Origin of the sequence: Niastella vici, assembly GCF_002077945.1 — a bacterium.
Classification (GTDB): domain Bacteria; phylum Bacteroidota; class Bacteroidia; order Chitinophagales; family Chitinophagaceae; genus Niastella; species Niastella vici.
Window position 1 is genome coordinate 103,835 of record NZ_LVYD01000045.1, and the last position, 16,911, is coordinate 120,745.

9 protein-coding genes are annotated in these 16,911 nt (G+C 45.0%); all 9 read left to right on the forward strand.

Annotated features, from left to right (window positions below):
• Positions 1–58: 58 nt before the first annotated feature.
• The 9 genes from ilvB to A3860_RS15875 all read left to right on the forward strand — a co-directional run bounded on the left by ilvB (position 59) and on the right by A3860_RS15875 (position 16,588).
• Positions 59–1,804 (forward strand): biosynthetic-type acetolactate synthase large subunit, encoded by a 1,746-nt coding sequence (gene ilvB, locus A3860_RS15835; protein WP_081147699.1) that lies wholly within the window; start codon positions 59–61, stop codon positions 1,802–1,804.
• A gap of 15 nt (positions 1,805–1,819) precedes the next feature.
• Positions 1,820–2,599, forward strand: coding sequence for a class I SAM-dependent methyltransferase (locus A3860_RS15840; protein WP_081147700.1), 780 nt, complete (start codon positions 1,820–1,822; stop codon positions 2,597–2,599).
• A gap of 39 nt (positions 2,600–2,638) precedes the next feature.
• The gene (ilvN, locus tag A3860_RS15845; RefSeq protein WP_081147701.1) at positions 2,639–3,226 is read left to right on the forward strand and encodes an acetolactate synthase small subunit; all 588 of its coding nucleotides are present in this window, start codon (positions 2,639–2,641) and stop codon (positions 3,224–3,226) included.
• A gap of 87 nt (positions 3,227–3,313) precedes the next feature.
• Positions 3,314–4,381, forward strand: a complete 1,068-nt coding sequence (gene ilvC / locus A3860_RS15850) for a ketol-acid reductoisomerase (protein ID WP_081147702.1) — start codon at positions 3,314–3,316, stop codon at positions 4,379–4,381.
• A gap of 205 nt (positions 4,382–4,586) precedes the next feature.
• On the forward strand, positions 4,587–5,843 hold the full coding sequence (ilvA, locus tag A3860_RS15855; RefSeq protein WP_081147703.1) for a threonine ammonia-lyase: 1,257 nt from the start codon (positions 4,587–4,589) through the stop codon (positions 5,841–5,843).
• Positions 5,844–7,426: 1,583 nt separating this feature from the next.
• Positions 7,427–11,950, forward strand: coding sequence for a glutamate synthase large subunit (gene gltB / locus A3860_RS15860; RefSeq protein WP_081147704.1), 4,524 nt, complete (start codon positions 7,427–7,429; stop codon positions 11,948–11,950).
• A 143-nt stretch (positions 11,951–12,093) separates the two neighbouring features.
• Positions 12,094–13,599, forward strand: coding sequence for a glutamate synthase subunit beta (locus A3860_RS15865; RefSeq protein WP_081147705.1), 1,506 nt, complete (start codon positions 12,094–12,096; stop codon positions 13,597–13,599).
• Between the two features lie 431 nt (positions 13,600–14,030).
• On the forward strand, positions 14,031–15,422 hold the full coding sequence (locus A3860_RS15870) for an ammonium transporter (protein WP_081147706.1): 1,392 nt from the start codon (positions 14,031–14,033) through the stop codon (positions 15,420–15,422).
• 98 nt (positions 15,423–15,520) lie between these two features.
• Positions 15,521–16,588, forward strand: coding sequence for a porin (locus A3860_RS15875; RefSeq protein WP_081147707.1), 1,068 nt, complete (start codon positions 15,521–15,523; stop codon positions 16,586–16,588).
• Positions 16,589–16,911: the final 323 nt, after the last annotated feature.

Sequence of the window (16,911 nt, forward strand, 5' to 3'; positions counted from 1 at the left end):
GATCGGATAACATTTAGAACAGGAACTAAACCGACAATTGAATCACAAAAAAAAGTTTATGAGTACAATCGAAAAAGCACCTGCCAAAGGAAAGACGGACAAGAAGCCAGCAGTAACAAACATCAGCGGTTCGGTCGCGGTGTTGGAAGCATTTCTGGCAGAAGGGGTCGATACCATCTTTGGGTATCCGGGTGGCGCAATCATGCCTATCTATGATGCGCTGTATGATTACCAGGAGAAACTCCATCATATACTGGTGCGTCATGAACAGGGTGGTATACATGCCGCTCAGGGTTATGCACGTTCATCAGGCGACGTAGGGGTCGTTTTTGCAACCAGCGGTCCCGGTGCAACCAACCTGGTAACAGGTTTGGCAGATGCCATGATCGATAGTACACCATTAGTATGCATCACCGGTCAGGTATTTGCCCATTTGCTGGGAACAGATGCCTTTCAGGAAACAGATGTTATCAATATAACCACACCGGTTACCAAATGGAATTACCAGGTAACTGATGCAACCGAAATACCTTCAGTGCTGGCAAAAGCATTTTATATTGCCCGCAGCGGAAGACCCGGTCCCGTGTTGATCGATATTACCAAAAATGCCCAGCTGCAGAAATTCGATTACGAAGGCTATACAAAATGTGATCATGTACGCAGCTACCGGCCTGCTCCCATTGTACGTAAAGAGTACATCGCAGAAGCAGCTAAACTGATCAATGAAGCGAAAAAACCATTCGTGATCTTTGGTCAGGGTGTAATTCTGGGTAAAGCAGAACAGGAATTTATAAAGTTCATTGAAAAAGCGGGTATTCCCACTGCATGGACCATCATGGGATTGAGCGCTATTCCTTCAGACCATCCGCTGAATGTAGGGATGCTGGGCATGCACGGCAATTATGGACCTAACGTGCTCACCAATGAATGCGATGTATTGATCGCGATCGGGATGCGTTTCGATGACCGCGTTACCGGCCGCCTCGATAAATATGCCAAACAGGCAAAAGTGATCCACCTGGATATTGATCCGGCTGAAGTAGACAAGAACGTAAAAGCAACTGTACCGGTTTGGGGCGACTGTAAAGAAACCCTGCCTTTATTGACCGCACAGATTGAGCAGAAAGTATACCCGCAATGGTTGCAAAAGTTCAAGGACATGATGAAGGAAGAAGAAGATACCTGCATTACACCTGAACTGAACCCCACCACCGACCAGCTGACCATGGGTGAAGTAATAAAGACCCTGAATGAACTCACCGGTGGCGATGCGATCATTGTAACCGACGTTGGCCAGCACCAGATGGTGGCCTGCCGTTATGCGAAATTCACGCAATCAAAAAGCAATATCACTTCAGGTGGTTTGGGCACTATGGGTTTTGGCTTGCCCGCAGCTATAGGTGCAAAAGTAGGCGCTCCCAAAAGAACGACTGTTGCCATCATTGGCGATGGTGGTTTTCAAATGACCCTGCAGGAGCTGGGAACTATTATGCAATCACAGATCGATGTAAAGATCCTGATATTGAATAACCAGTTCCTCGGCATGGTGCGTCAGTGGCAACAGCTTTTCCACGACAAGCGTTACTCGTTCGTTGATATTGAAAGCCCCAATTTTGTACAATTGGCCAAAGCATATAACATTGACGGGAACAGCATTTCGAAAAGAGAAGACCTGAAGAAAGCAGTGACCGACATGTTGAATTCAAAAGGCGCGTACCTGCTGGAAGTAATGGTAGGAAAGGAAAACAACGTATTCCCCATGGTACCGCAGGGATGCAGTGTAGCAGAGATCCGTTTAAAATAATTAAAAAGGTAACCAATGGCTATAACAGAAAAAAATACCTGGAATACCTCGCTGTACGACAACAAACATGATTTTGTTTTTAAGTATGGTGAGTACCTGGTACAACAGCTGCTAACCCCACAGGAAGGCGAACATATTCTGGATATAGGGTGTGGTACGGGTTATTTAACCAGTTTGATTGCCGCTTCAGGCGCAATGGTTACAGGTATGGATAGTTCAATAGACATGATCGCTAAAGCGAGAAATGAATATCCGCACCTGCCCTTCAGGCTGGCCTCAGTAACCGATTTCGACTTCAATGAACCATTTGATGCCTTGTTTTCCAATGCGGTACTGCACTGGGTAACCGAAAAAGAACAGGCCATTAAATGCATGTATAAGAACCTGAGACCCGGCGGCCGGCTGGTGCTGGAGATGGGTGGAAAAGGGAACGTGCAACTGATTATGCGTGCATTGAACAATGCCCTTATTCAATACGGATACCCACAGAACGCAGAACGCGAAATATGGTACTATCCTTCATTAAGTGAATACACCAGTCTGCTTGAAAAACAGGGATTCAGGGTTACCTACGCGGCGCATTATAATCGCGAAACCGAGTTGAAAGATGTGCAGGATGGTATCAAGGATTGGGTGCATATGTTTTGCGGTGCTTTACTGGAAGGGGTAGCTGAGGAAACAAAAGAGAAAATTCTGGAAAATGCACAGGAAACATTGCGACAAACCCAGTTCAGGAACCAGAAATGGTATGCTGATTATAAAAGGTTGCGCGTAGTGGCCATTAAAGAAAACTAAAGTAAATCGTTATTCATTAAAAACCCATTGGGTTACATCATGAAACAGGAATTCACCGTTACGGTATATACTGAAAATCAGATCGGGTTGCTGAACCGGATCGCCATTATGTTTTCACGCCGTAAGATCAATATTGAAAGTTTGAATACTTCACCTTCCGAGATCGAAGGCATTCACCGCTTTACCATTGTTATCAATGAACTGGAAGACGTGGTGAAAAAACTGGTGCGCCAGATCGAGAAACAGGTAGAAGTATTGAAAGCTTATTACAATACCAACGACGAAATTGTTTGGCAGGAGCTGGCATTGTATAAAGTACCTACCAGTGTGATCGCCGAAAAAGTAAAAGTAGAAAGGTTATTACGGGAGTACGGTGCACGTGCTGTAGTGATCAGGACTGATTACGTAGTATTTGAAACAACCGGCCAGCGCGATGAGATCAACAAACTGATCTCTGTACTGGAACCCTACGGTTTGATCGAATTCGTACGCAGCGCCCGGGTGGCCATCATTAAAGCCAGCAAAGGCTTCCACGACAAACTGAAAGAGTTTGAAAAGAAAGAACCCGGTGAAGACGTGATCGAAAATGAATATTTAGGCAAAGGCGGCGAAGTGTTTACCATGTAAACACCGAACGCAAAAAATACAGAAAAGGCAGTGAGTGATAACTCGCTTTCCAATACAAAAAACCAATAACAATAAACATTCTCAACAATGGCAAAATTAAATTTCGGCGGGGTGGAAGAAAATGTAGTAACTCGTGAAGAGTTCCCACTTGCCAAAGCGCAACAGGTATTGAAAAATGAAACGGTAGCAGTGATCGGCTACGGTGTACAGGGACCGGGTCAGGCGCTGAACCAGAAAGACAATGGTATCAATGTAATAGTTGGTCAACGCAAAAATTCAAAAACCTGGGATAAAGCGGTGAAAGATGGTTTTGTACCCGGCGAAACATTGTTTGAAATTGAAGAAGCATTACAACGCGGTACCATCATTTGCTACCTGTTGAGCGATGCTGCACAAATTCAATTGTGGCCTACTGTAAAAAAACACCTGACTGCAGGTAAAGCATTATATTTTTCACACGGCTTCGGTATTACCTTCAACGAGCAAACAGGTATCGTTCCTCCCAAGGATGTAGACGTATTCCTGGTTGCCCCTAAAGGTTCAGGCACTTCTTTGCGCCGCATGTTCCTGCAGGGCCGTGGTTTGAACAGTAGCTATGCTATTTTCCAGGATGCTACCGGTAAAGCCAAAGAAAGAGTAGTGGCTTTAGGTATTGCTGTTGGTAGCGGTTACCTGTTCGAAACAGATTTCAAGAAAGAAGTATACAGCGATCTTACCGGCGAAAGAGGTACATTGATGGGTTGTATTCAGGGTATCTTTGCTGCCCAATACCAGGTATTACGCAGTAAAGGTCACACGCCTTCAGAAGCATTCAACGAAACTGTTGAAGAGCTCACCCAATCACTGATGCCGCTGGTAGCGGAAAATGGTATGGACTGGATGTATGCCAACTGTAGCACCACTGCACAACGCGGTGCATTGGATTGGTGGAAGAAGTTCCGCGATGCAACATTGCCTGTATTCACTGAATTATATGAAAGCGTTGCAACCGGTAAAGAATCTCAACGTTCTATCGACAGCAACAGCCAGCCCGACTATCGTGAGAAACTGGAAGCTGAACTGAAAGAATTGCGTGATAGCGAAATGTGGCAAGCCGGTAAAACAGTGCGCAGCCTTCGCCCTGAAAATCAGAAGCCAGCCGAAGTAACAGCTTAAGACAATATACAATAGGCAATAAGCAATTGGCCAGGCTGGTTGTTTATTGCCTATTGCCAATTAATTAGCCACCGTTCCGATATTTTCTGATAACTAAAACAGTGGTATTCCTGAGATTCGTCGAAGGAGATCCTGAGCGAAGTTGAAGGGCGGTGGCTATTTTTTTTAACTAATCCTGAGCAAAGCCGAAGGGCTCAAATCAAAGATGGGCACATTCACACATACCACGCCTGAACTGGAGTTTCACAAAGCAGCGTTGCGGTTGAAAAAAGTGGTGAACAAAACACCGCTGATGTACAATCACAATCTGTCGAAGAAATACCAGTGCAGCGTGTATCTGAAGCGGGAAGATCTGCAGGTGGTACGGTCGTACAAACTGCGGGGTGCGTATAACATGATGAGCAGTTTGCCGGTTGAGCAGCTACAACGGGGGTTGGTATGCGCCAGTGCCGGTAACCATGCCCAGGGATTTGCCTATTCATGTAAAAAACTGAATGTAAAAGGCGTGGTTTTCATGCCTATCATTACCCCCAACCAGAAGGTGAACCAAACCAAGATGTTTGGGGAAGAGAATATAGAGATCCGGCTGATCGGCGATACCTTTGATGATTGCGCCATAGCAGCCAAGAAATTCACTGAAGAGAACGGCATGACCTTTATTCCGCCGTTTGATGATCACCGTATTATTGAGGGGCAGGGAACCGTAGCAGTTGAAATACTGGAAGAACAAACAGAGATCGATTACCTGTTTGTACCGGTGGGTGGCGGCGGCCTCAGCGCCGGTGTAGGGTCGTATATGAAAACGTATTCACCCAAAACAAAGATCGTTGGACTGGAGCCCGAAGGTGCTCCTTCGATGTTTGAAGCGTTAAAAGCCGGTGCGCCGGTAACGCTAAGCGACATTGACCGGTTTGTTGATGGCGCTGCGGTAAAAAGAGTAGGGGAGATCACTTTCTCTATTTGTAAAGGAGTGTTGGATGATATGCACCTGGTGCCTGAAGGAAAAGTTTGTTCTACCATTTTGAAGTTGTATAACGAAGATGCGATAGTGGTGGAGCCGGCTGGTGCTTTATCAATTGCTGCGTTGGATGATTATGCTGATGTTATTAAAGGCAAGACAGTAGTGTGCATTGTGAGTGGCAGTAATAACGACATTGACCGCATGCAGGAGATCAAGGAAAGAAGCCTGCAGTTTGAAGGGCTTAAACATTATTTCCTGATACGGTTTGCACAAAGACCGGGCGCGTTGAAAGAGTTTGTGAACCATGTGCTGGGACCCAATGATGATATCACACGGTTTGAGTATATGCAAAAGACCAACAAGGAAAGCGGTCCTGCATTGGTAGGAATTGAATTAAAGAAAAAAGAAGATTACGATATACTGTTGCAGAATATGCAACGTTATAACATAAACTATACAGCGTTGAATAAGAACGATACGCTGTTTGGGTATTTGGTATAAAACATATGTTATCTGTTTTTTTAAGTGGTGGCCATCCTGATAAAACGGGATGGCTTTTTTGTTTGTTACCGGTTGCCAGTTACCAGTTGCCGGGACTTCAATTTCGAACACGTTGCAATTGGTCGGAGTCTCGAAATTTTTTGCCCGGTAAACCGGGACCTGGTAACCGGTAACTGCCATTCATAAAAAAGCCCCGCCGAAGCGGGGCTATGTCGTCTGACGGACGATCTTTTTAAGGATACTGCGATTACCATGAAGAGCTGCTATCGGTAGCTAACGGAATGGTTTTTTCACAGATACCAGAATCGTCAATGTTCTCTAAGGGGCGGATCAAAACATATATGATTCTACCTGGATCTAACAGGGTTAAAAAAAGTGCACAGGGCATTGCGACATTGGATTCTTACATGCAACTGGCTTTATCATGATATTGGATATAAACGTGTAAAATAACTTACACGGGACGTTGCTATTGGATTTTGCATGTAACTGGCTTTATCCGGATATTGGAACTAACAGTGATACTGGATCTTAATACAAACGGCTTTTCCTGGATATTGAAAACGAACGGTTAAATAGATACAAGGGGCCGATATTGGATTTAATTCATAACCTGGTTTTTCCGGATATTGAAAACCTAAACAACTGTGCGAAAACTGATATTGGATATGTACATGAACCGGTCCCGACTAAAGTCGGGATGAAATGCTCGTCCCGCGCCCCGCGCGGGACAGGATATTCTAAGAAATCAAATTATTTTGAAAAACCTATTACGGCAAAGCATTGTCAGGGCAAACAGTTATTGAAAAGGCCTCTAGAGAACTGATAGAAAAAGATAAACTATGGCGTAATACAACAATGGTTAGAATAGGTGCAGAGTATTTTGGTTGTGCATGCTAACAGAAATATCGTATTTGCGCTGCAAAGTTAAGCCGTTACAGCGCAGCATGCAAATGTGTTTGGTAAAAACTTATTAACATGTAACCCTTCATAACACACGAATAACATTCATTTCTTAGAACACTGATGGTCGTTAGTTTCATTCATAACAACCAATTGCCAAGTGTATTGTAGTATTGCGCAACTCATATTGAAGGGTATTAAAACAAGCCGGTATGTTTAATAGCGCAGAACAGGCGTTTGTTTTTAAGACTAATTCAACAATCATTTAGGAAATGTTAAAATCAGCGTTGAAGTGCATTTTGTGACAGGGAGGCTGGGAGAAGTTGTAGAATTGACGTTTTTGTCCGGTGCACACGCCCCAAATCAGCGGGCGATGGTTATTTTTGCCTGAAAATTAAGCAGCGGGTCCACGTAATTTTACGTCTGGCTCCCTTGGTAAACAATGCGGATAATTATTTGTCATATTAATCAGCCTTTTTATGCGAAAAGCGGGGCAGAAAACATTATTTGGATCATAAAATCCGCGTAAATACAAGTAGCTATTTTGCGAAAAAAATTGCACGAAACGCGGACAATAAGCGGTTTTTTTCGTAATTTCAATCGCTTGCTTGCTATGAATTAAACGATTTATTGAGAATTTGACTATTTATTGAATATTTTTCAAAAAACTATGCATTTCCATGGCAAGTAACCAGGGTTTATACCATCCTTCCTTTGAGCGTGATGCCTGTGGCATTGGATTCGTAGCCAACATTAAGGGGCATAAGAGTCACCAAAACATCAGCGATGCTTTGACTATATTGGAAAATATGGAACATCGCGGTGCCTGCGGTTGTGAAAATAATACAGGCGACGGTGCCGGTATTATGATCCAAACTCCCCATGAATTTTTCTTTGACGAATGCATTAAGCTGGGCGTTCATTTGCCAGCCTTCGGCCGCTACGGTGTAGGGGTGATCTTCTTCCCCCGCGAGATCCGTTTGCGTGAAGAGTGCCGCGATATCTTCAATCGCGCCGCCGAGAAATTAGGACTGGAAATTCTTGTTTACCGCAAGGTGCCTGTGAATCCGGATGGCATTGGCCCTTCAGCACTGAGTGTTGAACCCGAAATGGAACAGGTGTTCATTGCCTGCCCCGATCACATCAATAACCCCGATGACTTCGAACGCAGATTATTTGTACTGCGCAACTACGCCAGCCACACCATCAATAATACCGTAAAGAAAGATGCGATCGGTTTTTACATCGCGTCGCTTTCTTACAAAACGGTTGTTTATAAAGGACAATTGACCAGCGGTCAGGTTCGTCATTATTTTAACGACCTGAGCCATAAGCGAATGGTATCTGCATTCGGCCTGGTTCACTCCCGCTTTGCCACCAACACCTTCCCCAGCTGGAAACTGGCTCAGCCTTTTCGCTTCATCGCTCATAACGGCGAGATCAATACGCTGCAGGGTAACCTCAACTGGTTAAAGACCAGCGAACATGGTTTTACCTCACCATTCTTCACCAATGAAGAAATGGAAATGCTGCTGCCGATCGTTACAGAGGGTCAAAGTGACTCTGCCTGCCTCGATAACATGATCGAGCTGCTGGCATTGACCGGCCGTTCACTGCCGCATGTGATGATGATGTTGATCCCTGAAGCATGGGATGGCAACGACCAAATGGATCCCGTGAAGAAAGCCTTCTATGAATTTCACGCTTCTATCATGGAGCCATGGGATGGTCCCGCTTCTATTTCATTCACCGATGGAAAAATTATCGGCGCTACCCTCGACAGAAACGGTCTGCGCCCGTCAAGATATTGTGTTACCAACGATGATCGCGTGATCATGGCTTCTGAAACTGGCGCGCTGCCGGTTGACCCCACCATCATCGTTGAAAAAGGCCGCCTGCAACCTGGTAAAATGTTTGTGGTTGATATGGAGCAGGGCCGCATCATCAGTGATGAAGAGCTGAAAAATGATATCTGCAGCCGCAAGCCTTATGGCGACTGGTTAAATCAATACAAGATCCGTTTGGAAGAACTGGATGAACCCCGTGTTGCGTTCACCCACCTGTCAGACGCATCTATTCTGAAATACCAGAAAGCACTCGGTTATTCCACTGAAGATATTGAGGATATTATTACCCCCATGGCCGTTGATGGCAAAGAGCCGATTGGCTCCATGGGTACCGATACGCCGCTGGCTGTATTGAGCGATCAGCCGCAGCACATCACTTCTTATTTCAAACAATTATTTGCACAGGTAACCAACCCACCCATCGATCCTATTCGTGAGCGCATGGTAATGAGTTTGGCAACCTTTGTGGGTAATAACGATAACCTGTTACTCGAAGATCCCAAACATTGTCATACCGTTGCGTTAAAGCATCCGATATTAACAAGCACCGAGCTCGAGAAACTGCGTAGTATTGATACTGGTATCTTCCAGGCCAAAACCCTGCAAACCTATTTCAGGGCCGATGGCAAACCCGGTTCGCTGAAAGCTGGTCTCGACAGGCTTTGCCGCTATGCAGAAGATGCCGTACATGATGGTTTTGAAGTGTTGATCCTCTGCGACCGCGCAGTTGATTCTGATCACGCTGCCATTCCTTCCTTACTGGCAACTGCGGCTGTGCATCACTACCTTATTCGCAAAGGTTTGCGCGGTAAAGTTGGTATCGTTGTAGAAGCCGGTGATGTTTGGGAAGTGCATCACTTCGCATGTTTGTTAGGCTTTGGAGCTACCGCCATCAATCCTTACCTGGCGCTGGCTACCATCCGCAACATGAAAGTGAATAACACATTGCAAACTGAACTTACGTGGGACCAACTCCGTAAGAACTATATCAAAGCCGTATGCGATGGCTTGCTGAAAGTGTTCTCAAAGATGGGTATCTCAACCCTGCAATCGTATCAGGGCGCCCAGATCTTTGAAATACTTGGTTTAAATAAAAACCTGGTCGACAAGTACTTCACCGGTGCCGTTAGTCGCATAGAAGGTATTGGTTTAGATGAGCTGGCAAAAGAAGCGCTGGCCAAGCATTTGTTTGCGTTCAGCCGCAAGGATATTCCTGTTGATCGTTTACCCGTTGGCGGTTTTTACCAATGGAAACGGAAAGGGGAGTACCACCTGTTCAACCCGAATACCATTCACCTGTTGCAGTATGCAACCCGGATGAACGATTACAATACATTCAAAAAATATTCAAAGCTGGTTAATGAGCAAACTGAGAAAGCTGCTACACTGCGTGGCATGTTCCAGTTTAAAGTTAACAGACCAGCGATCTCCATTGACGAGGTGGAACCGGCTGAAAGCATTTTGAAACGCTTTGCTACCGGCGCTATGAGCTTTGGTTCTATTTCATGGGAGGCACACACTACACTGGCCATTGCCATGAACCGCATTGGCGCCAAGAGCAATACCGGTGAAGGGGGTGAAGATGAAGTAAGATATACGCCATTGCCAAACGGCGACTCCATGCGCAGCGCCATTAAACAGGTGGCCAGCGCCCGCTTCGGTGTAACCAGTTATTATCTTACTGAAGCCGATGAGCTGCAGATCAAAATGGCACAGGGTGCAAAACCCGGTGAAGGTGGTCAGCTGCCTGGTCATAAAGTAGATGAGTGGATCGGTAAAACGCGTCACTCTACACCAGGTGTAGGTTTGATCTCTCCGCCGCCGCACCACGATATTTATTCAATTGAAGATCTGGCACAGCTGATCTTCGACCTGAAGAATTCGAACCGTGCAGCCCGCATTAACGTGAAGCTGGTATCAAAAGCAGGTGTAGGTACTATTGCGGCCGGTGTGGCCAAAGCCAAAGCCGATGTGATCCTGATCTCAGGTCATGATGGCGGTACCGGTGCTTCACCCATCAGTTCTATCAGACATGCCGGTTTACCATGGGAGTTAGGCCTTGCCGAAACCCATCAAACACTGGTGAAAAATAAATTGCGCAGCCGCGTAACTGTTCAGGCCGACGGTCAAATGAAAACCGGCCGCGACATTGCCATCGCCACCCTGCTGGGTGCTGAAGAGTGGGGCCTTGCTACCACCGCATTGGTTGTTGAAGGTTGTATCATGATGCGTAAATGTCACCTGAATACCTGCCCTGTTGGGGTAGCTACACAGGATCCTGAACTGCGCAAACGCTTTACAGGTAATGCCGATCACGTAGTGAACTTCTTCAAATTTATTGTACAGGAGTTACGTGAGATCATGGCTGAACTGGGCTTCCGCACCATTACTGAAATGGTTGGCCAGGTTGATTGCCTGCAAATGCGCGAAGGCATTAATCACTGGAAAACCAGCAAGCTCGATCTGTCGCCTGTATTATATAAAGAACCAACCGGCTCTTATACCGGTTTGTATAAAATGGAAGAGCAGGACCATGGTATTGCAGAAGTGCTCGACTGGAAACTGCTGTCTGCAGCTAAACCGGCGCTGGAAAAACAGGAGCGCATTTCCGCTTCGTTCCCGGTTAAGAATACCGACAGAACCATTGGTACTATTTTATCGAACGAGATCTCGAAGAAATATAAAGCCGAAGGATTACCTGATGATACCATACACTTCAACTTCACGGGTACGGCCGGACAAAGCTTTGGCGCCTTCAATACAAAGGGTGTAACCCTTGAGCTGGAAGGTGATGCCAATGACTACTTCGGTAAAGGATTGAGCGGCGCCAAGCTGATCGTATATCCTTCGAAACAGTCGAGCTATGTGCCTGAAGAAAATATCATCATCGGTAACGTGGCCTTCTATGGCGCCACATCGGGTGAAGCATATATAAGAGGTAAGGCCGGCGAGCGCTTTGGCGTACGTAACTCAGGCGCCCAGGTTGTAGTAGAGGGCGTGGGCGATCACGGTTGTGAATACATGACCGGCGGCCGCGTGGTGATACTGGGTGCTACAGGCCGCAACTTTGCAGCCGGTATGAGTGGTGGTATTGCTTACATATATGATGTAAAAGGACAATTTGCCACCCAGTGTAACAAGGAAATGGTTGACCTCGATCCGCTGGATGCAGAAGATGCACAGGCGCTGAATGATATGATCACCCGCCACTACGCCTATACTGGTAGTACCGTAGCCCGTTTTGTGCTGGATGATTTCGAGAACCAGTTGAAGAACTTCATCAAAGTGTTCCCGAAAGATTATAAGAAAGCTTTGCAGGAAAAGAGCAAGGTTAAACAGGGCGCCAAGAAGAAGTAGTTGGCTCAGTGGGGCAACATTAGGAAATGTTACAGCTGAGCAGCGAACAAGGCCCTGAAGTGTGCGACGCAACCGGTGCCGATGGTAGTGCAAAAGCTGATAACAAAAACAACAAACACAAAACGATAAACTGTTAATAGAAAATGGGTAAACCAACGGGTTTTTTAGAATTTACCAGGGAATTGCCGGGTAAAAAACCAGTAGAGGAAAGGTTAAAAGATTACAATGAGTTTGTTGAGCGGTACAGCGATGAAAAGCTGAACCAGCAATCGGCCCGTTGTATGAATTGTGGTATTCCTTTTTGCCACAGCGGATGCCCGCTGGGTAATGTAATACCTGAATTTAACGATGCGATCTATCGCAAAAGCTGGCAGGAGGCCTATGAGATACTGGCTTCTACCAACAATTTCCCCGAGTTTACCGGCCGTATTTGTCCGGCGCCGTGCGAAAGCGCCTGTGTGCTGGGCATTAATCAACCGGCTGTAGCAATTGAAGAAATTGAAAAGCATATTATAGAAATAGCTTTCGATAAAGGATTTGTAAAACCACGCAAACCACACGTACGTACCGGTAAAAAAGTAGCGGTAGTAGGTTCTGGTCCGGCCGGTTTGGCTGCCGCAGCGCAGTTGAACTATGCAGGTCACTCAGTAACCGTATTCGAGCGCGACGATAAGCCCGGTGGTTTATTGCGGTATGGCATCCCTGATTTCAAGCTGGAAAAATGGGTGATTGACAGAAGGATCAAGTTGATGGAGGAAGAAGGCGTTATTTTCCGCTGCCATGCCAATGTGGGTGAAAATGTTCGCATCAACGACCTGTTGCGCGAATACCACGCTATTGTACTGACAGGTGGTTCTACTGTTCCCCGCGATCTGAAGATCCCCGGCCGCGAACTGAAAGGCGTTTATTATGCCATGCAGTTCCTGAAACAACAGAATAAACGCAATGCCGGTCTCGATCCGCTGGCAAATGCAAATATTGAAAGCAATATCTTCTCTGAGAATTTATTAGCTACTAATAAGAATGTAGTGGTAATTGGTGGTGGCGATACCGGCAGCGACTGCGTAGGTACCAGCAACCGGCATAAAGCAAAATCGGTGACCCAGTTTGAGCTGTTGCCCAAACCGCCTGCCGGCCGTACCGAGTTTATGCCCTGGCCAACCTTCCCCATGATCCTGAAGACCTCTACTTCGCATGAAGAAGGCGCCAACCGTCATTGGGCCATTGCCACCAAAGAATTCATCGGCGACAAAAAGGGTAACCTGAAAGCGCTGAAAGTGGTTGACCTGGAGTGGAAGGTTACTGAAGACGGCAAACCTGCCCAATTTGTTGAGAAGCCAGGTTCAGAGCGTGAGCTTCCCTGCGAGCTGGCATTGCTGGCCATGGGTTTTGTGCATCCGCAACACGAAGGCCTGTTAAATGAGCTGGGTGTTGACCTGGATAGCCGTGGTAATGTAAGAGCTACTGAAAAGGAATATAAGACAAGCATTAATAAAGTGTTTGTAGCCGGTGATATGCGGCGGGGGCAAAGTCTGGTGGTATGGGCCATCAGCGAAGGCCGCGAATGCGCCCGCAAGGTTGATGAGTTCCTGAATGAAGGCGTATCATTTTTAGAAAGTAAAGATCAAAACATAGTTTTAGCGATCTAAGCTAAAAAGGTATTAATTGAAGCCACCTCGTTTAAAGCGGGGTGGCTTTTTTATTTAACAAATATGTAAAATATTTAATTTGAGTATATAGTCCTTTTAATGGGTAATTTTTGCAGTTTATAAGGTAAAAAATGATTGTTTTATCGATATAATTAACAAATTGATCATAAAGAGCCCCTATTTTTTGATGCCATTCAAAAGGATGGCATTTTTCATTTTCAAAACCTTAGTTTGTTTAAAGATAGGGCAAACAAGCAGTTATGATATTTATAAAGGATAAATAAGATATATATTAAAAAATATAAAATCTATTATTTCGGTCAGGTTTTATGTTAAAAAATGAATATTTTCGGTGTAATATTATTAGATGCGAATAAATAATAATATTTATAACTAAAACACAAGTGTATCTATAACTAAAACACAACGGTATGAAAAAGGTATCCCTAAAACAAGTGGCTCCGTTTTTAATTCTGGCAGTGGTTGCCGTGGCTTCTCTATTTATTCCTTCACTTCCTCTGTTTAATGACGGCGGAAAGTACAGTGCAGCTGATATTGCCTGGATAATAGTGGCAACAGCGCTTGTATTTTTGATGACCCCCGGTTTGGCCTTCTTTTATGGTGGTATGGTGCACCGTAAGAACGTGCTTAGTACCATGATGAAGAGCGTGGTGGCTGCTGGTATTGTAAGTGTATTATGGGTAGTTGTGGGCTTTAGCCTTAGTTTTGGTGATGATATTGGTGGTGTTATTGGTAATCCCTCTACATTTCTGTTCTTCAAAAATGTAGCGAATGGTAAACCCTGGGAGTTGGCTCCTACTATTCCTCTTTCATTATTTGCCCTGTTCCAGTTAATGTTTGCGATCATTACCCCCGGTCTGGTGGTTGGCGCCGTAGCAGAACGTATTCGTTTTACTGCTTATACGCTGTTTATCGTTTTATTCAGCCTGTTGGTATATGCGCCCCTGGCACACTGGAGCTGGCATCCGCAAGGTTTTCTGTTTAAATGGGGTGTACTGGATTTTGCCGGTGGTACTGTTGTACATATTTCTGCCGGTTGTGCTGCCCTGGCTGGTGCGCTGGTGCTGAAACGCAGACAATCGCATATCCTGAATAAAGAAATTCCCCCAGCCAATATTCCATATGTATTGATCGGAACCGGTTTACTGTGGTTCGGTTGGTTCGGTTTTAACGCCGGTTCGGCCCTTGGCGCCAATGCATTATCAGTTTCTGCATTCGCTACTACCAATACTGCAGCTGCTGCCGCTGGTTTGTCATGGATGTTCTTTGATGTATTACGCGGTAAAAAGCCTTCTGTATTAGGTTTTTGTATCGGTGCTGTAGTTGGCCTGGTTGCCATTACGCCTGCTGCAGGTTTCGTAGCCATTCCGCAAAGTATCTTCATTGGTGTGGCTGCAGCTATTATCTCGAACATCGCAGTTTATTATAAACAAAAATCAACTTTAGACGATACCCTCGATGTATTCCCCTGCCACGGTTTAGGTGGTATGGTAGGTATGCTGATGACCGGTTTCTTTGCTACTAAAACTGTAAACAGTCTTGGTAACGACGGCTGGTTCTATGGTAATGCGTCTTTCTTCTTTACACAGTTAAAGGCTATGGCCATTGTGGTAGCTTACAGTTTCACTGTTTCTTACTTGATCTTCAAGTTCATCAATTTCATTCTGCCTTTACGTGTAACTGCTGCTGAAGAAGAAATGGGTCTGGATGAATCTCAGCACAATGAAAAGTATATGCAAGGTACTTTGCTGGTAAGTGGTGACAATGGAAAGTTAGTTGAAAAGACAGCTGAAGAATTCTAAAAAGAAAAAGGTACAGCTTATATAAAAAATTGAACTTCTGATCCAAGTTCAATCTTTTCACCGTACCCTTTTCATTAACACTTAAAAATCTAACTGCAATGTTAAGAAAAATTTCTTCATTGGCCATTTTTACCGTGGCCCTCGGTTCCTATGTTGACGCTCAAGACTCTACGAAAAAAAGCCCTTTGAACATTTCTGGCTCTGTTGACGCATATTATCGCTATAATTTTCATAATGTTAAAAGTTCGAATAATTCGGGTTTTACTAACAATTACACCAGTTTCACCAACTCACAAAATTCATTTGAACTGGGGATGGCTTCTTTAAGGGCCGATTACACCACCGGTAAAGTAACAGGGGTAGTTGATCTGGGTTTTGGCAGAAGGGCAGAAGAGTTTTCTTACAATGAAAAAAAATCAGGCCTGGGAACTGCTATTAAGCAAGCCTATATTTCCGTGGCAGCTTCTGACAAGTTAAAGTTCACCATGGGTAAATGGGGTACACATATCGGTTACGAGGTGGTAGATGCCTATTTGAACCGTAACTACAGTATGTCGTACATGTTCTCATTCGGGCCTTTCTTTCATACTGGTTTGAAGGCCGAATATACCGCCGGCAATTTTGGTTTCATGGCAGGTGTGGCAAACCCCACAGATTTTGTAAGCGCCAGCTTTTCACATAAAATGATACTGGGGCAGATAAGCGCTACCGGCGCCGGTGGCAAAGTGAAAGCTTACCTTAATTACCAGGGTGGTAAAGACACAGGTAACAACTCCATTAACCAGGTTGACCTGGTAGTTACCGGCACGTTGAGCGACAAATTCAGTGTGGGATATAATGGTACCGTTCAAGCGGTTAAACCAGATGGTAAAAGCAGCGGCGACTCCTGGTGGGGATCTGCCATTTACCTGAATGTTGACCCCACTAAAATGTTCGGCGTTACCCTGCGTGGTGAATATTTCGATGATAAGAAAGGAGTTTCTACTGCAGGCATAAGTTCCAGCGTATTTGCCGCTACGTTATCGGGCAATATCCGCATCGATAATTTGACCATTATTCCTGAATTCAGGTTAGATAATGCGAAGGATAAGATCTTTTTGAAAAATACGACCGAAGCAGTAAAAAGCACAGGTACGTTCCTGTTGGCCGCTACCTGGCATTTTTAACCAGCTCTTCGAGGTATAAATTGTTTTTTTTAGATAGTACAGAACTGGTTGGCGGTTGATAAATGGCAGTATCAACCGTCAACATTTATAAAGAGTCATTGAGGCCGGTTAACGATTACGGCACGTAACCAAAACTAACTGGCTTATTTGTGCATCCGTAAACCTTTTGATGGGTTTAATAACCGGAGCATAGCAGTTCATTTATTTATTGTTTGTTTTTAAGTTTTAGGTTATTGGGGCTCTGGTTTCGACTACTAAAGTGTATTGATACTTTGTTCATAACGTAGGTGTCAGCAGTTTGACCAGCTGTTGCGCAGATATGA

What these genes read in the sequence shown, in the direction of transcription:
- A3860_RS15875 (WP_081147707.1), top strand. Translation starts at nt 15,521, where the DNA reads ATGTTAAGAAAAATTTCTTCATTGGCCATTTTTACCGTGGCCCTCGGT.
- ilvB (WP_081147699.1), top strand. Translation starts at nt 59, where the DNA reads ATGAGTACAATCGAAAAAGCACCTGCCAAAGGAAAGACGGACAAGAAG.
- A3860_RS15840 (WP_081147700.1), top strand. Translation starts at nt 1,820, where the DNA reads ATGGCTATAACAGAAAAAAATACCTGGAATACCTCGCTGTACGACAAC.
- gltB (WP_081147704.1), top strand. Translation starts at nt 7,427, where the DNA reads ATGGCAAGTAACCAGGGTTTATACCATCCTTCCTTTGAGCGTGATGCC.
- ilvN (WP_081147701.1), top strand. Translation starts at nt 2,639, where the DNA reads ATGAAACAGGAATTCACCGTTACGGTATATACTGAAAATCAGATCGGG.
- ilvC (WP_081147702.1), top strand. Translation starts at nt 3,314, where the DNA reads ATGGCAAAATTAAATTTCGGCGGGGTGGAAGAAAATGTAGTAACTCGT.
- ilvA (WP_081147703.1), top strand. Translation starts at nt 4,587, where the DNA reads ATGGGCACATTCACACATACCACGCCTGAACTGGAGTTTCACAAAGCA.
- A3860_RS15870 (WP_081147706.1), top strand. Translation starts at nt 14,031, where the DNA reads ATGAAAAAGGTATCCCTAAAACAAGTGGCTCCGTTTTTAATTCTGGCA.
- A3860_RS15865 (WP_081147705.1), top strand. Translation starts at nt 12,094, where the DNA reads ATGGGTAAACCAACGGGTTTTTTAGAATTTACCAGGGAATTGCCGGGT.